At 57.2% G+C, this 2,116-nt stretch carries 2 protein-coding genes; both read right to left on the bottom strand.

The genetic code is table 11. The features are described 5' to 3' along the window. Positions 1–474: 474 nt before the first annotated feature. Complete coding sequence (locus ACW5E8_RS14740; protein ID WP_456966294.1) at positions 475–870, bottom strand: GFA family protein; 396 nt, start codon at positions 868–870, stop codon at positions 475–477. A gap of 467 nt (positions 871–1,337) precedes the next feature. Continuing rightward, a complete protein-coding gene (locus ACW5E8_RS14735) occupies positions 1,338–1,841 on the bottom strand; it encodes a hypothetical protein (protein ID WP_456966293.1) in 504 nt (167 codons plus the stop codon). Positions 1,842–2,116: the final 275 nt, after the last annotated feature.

Below are 2,116 nucleotides of genomic sequence, written 5' to 3'. Positions count from 1 at the left end.
CGACTTGTTAGGCCGCCGCACGCCGAGCTTGCGCCCGACCTTGCGACAGCCCAACCCCTGAGCCGAACACTACAACAAGTCTGGCCGAACGGCCTGAGGCTGGCACTTGCCGGGCCCGAAGCCAAAACCAGCGACTCGCGCGGCCAAGAACTCTCACAGCGCGCTGTCCGAAGCCGACTCGGCCAGTCGAATCTCGCGGAGAGTAGCGCCAGTCCGAAGCCGAGGCGCTGCAGGGCTGACTGCCGATGCCTCCACCGCGCGTGCGAGGTGCAAACGCTGCGGATACGCGATGCGCTACAGATCGCCTGGAGCCCGGCAACAAAAGTGCGGGAAACAAGGCCTAACGCCTGAGTTAAGCCGAACCGCGTAGTGGAGGCAAAGGCATGGCAAGCTTTTCCTGCCATGCCTTTGACGTAACGAAGCGGTTTCGGCTTGAACGAATTGTTAGGCCCCATTAGACGGCCCGCGAGTCACTCAATCAAGGTGCTCAATGCCGTCTGCAAGATGCACCCAAGGGTGCTGCCTTTCCTCATAGACGGATACGCGCGGCGACGGAAATTCCGGATCTGCGAAAGCACCGACAGGAATCGCCACCACATCTGGAATGGCGTCTGACCGATAAAAGACGGTGGAGCCGCACTCCGGGCAGAAGTGGAACCGGGTTGAACTGCCACTCTCACCGATGCGTACATACTCTTTGCGTTGGCCCTCGACAGTCACGGCATCAGCCGGGAATCTGGCCTGAGCGCCAAACACACTGCCAGTGCGCCTTTGGCAGTCCAAGCAATGGCAAATTGAGATGCGAACCGGCTCACCCCGAGTGCTAGCGGTGAGCTTTCCACAGCTGCATGACGCATGACGATTGGGCATGGGGCCTATCACCTAAGTTAAGCCGACCTGCGTAGTGGAGGCAACGGCGTGGCAAGCTTTTTCTGCCACGACGGTGCTGTAACGAAGCAGGTTCGGCTTGAACGAATTGTTAGGCCTTGGGCCGGGACAGTGCTCTGTGATGAGCCTCAGCTTGAGCAAGCCTTGCGAGGATAGCGAGGAAGCAACCAATGGCAATGATGCCGACCCCCATTGTTGCCTGACTCAGTGATAGCGCACCGATAGCTGCTGCCAAGATCCCCAGGATCACTAGAACTGCGCTCATGCTTCCCCCTGTAGTGCCGATTGCCGGCGTGGTAAATGTTTGTAGTCAATCGAATCCATCGCGACTCTAACTGACAAGGCCTAACGCCAAAGTTAAGCCGAGACGCGTAGTGGAGCAAAGCACATGGCAAGCTGTACCTGCCATGTGCTTTGCGTAACGAAGCGGCTTCGGCTTGAACGCATTGTTAGGCGCGCCTGCCGGCAACCGTGTAAGGCTTAAGCAAGAGCTTGCCATCCGCCACGTCTTGCGCAAATTGCTCTGCAATCTGTTCCGCTCTGGCCTCCAACTGAGCAGCCATCGCCGCCAAGTACTTGACATGCCCCTCGAGCTTCTTCAGCTCCTCAAGAACGTTAGATAGGGGCATGAGCCCGTACTGCATGTTCGGTTCTTCGTTTTCCTCAAACTTCACCGCGTCTATGGGCATCTTTTGCTTGCTCAGGCTCGCTGTAAAGAATATCAAGGCGTCATGGCCTAGAACCCGCCGGCCCGCCCAGTGCGCGAACATATGGCGGAGGTAGCGATGCTGCACGAGGATCTCTGCAGCCTTGCGGATTCCCTCCGCCAAATCAAGATTCCAAGTGCAGGTGTCAGCGCAAGCCATGAGGTGATCCAGCGCCTCTTTGTCATTAAGCTTTAGCGCAAACTCGGTCGGTGCGCCCTTCCTGATGTGAGTGAGGTGGTTGATCACTCGCCGCGACTCAAGGTCGGCGAAGCAATACGTCTGAACAAATCTCCCGATCAACTCGTACTCTTGAGGCGAGAGTGGGTGAGAGTCATTTATGACATGACCGAGAGACATTCTCGCTTTGAGCAAATCGTTTGTTGCAGGGCCAGCCCGAGTCAGCGCCATTGTGTCGCGTCCCATTTTAAGCTTGCCATGACGTTCCCAAGCGCCTAACGCCTGAATTAAGCCGAACCGCGAAGCGGTTTCGGCTTGAATGAATTGTTAGGCGCGCTACTTGA

It is taken from the genome of Luteimonas sp. A649, from assembly GCF_054072735.1.
The sequence above is the reverse complement of the archived record's forward strand: the minus strand, read 5'-3'. Positions and strand labels throughout refer to the sequence as shown.

Coding starts and splice junctions, on each gene's coding strand:
- ACW5E8_RS14740 (WP_456966294.1), bottom strand. CDS start 870: ATGCCCAATCGTCATGCGTCATGCAGCTGTGGAAAGCTCACCGCTAGC.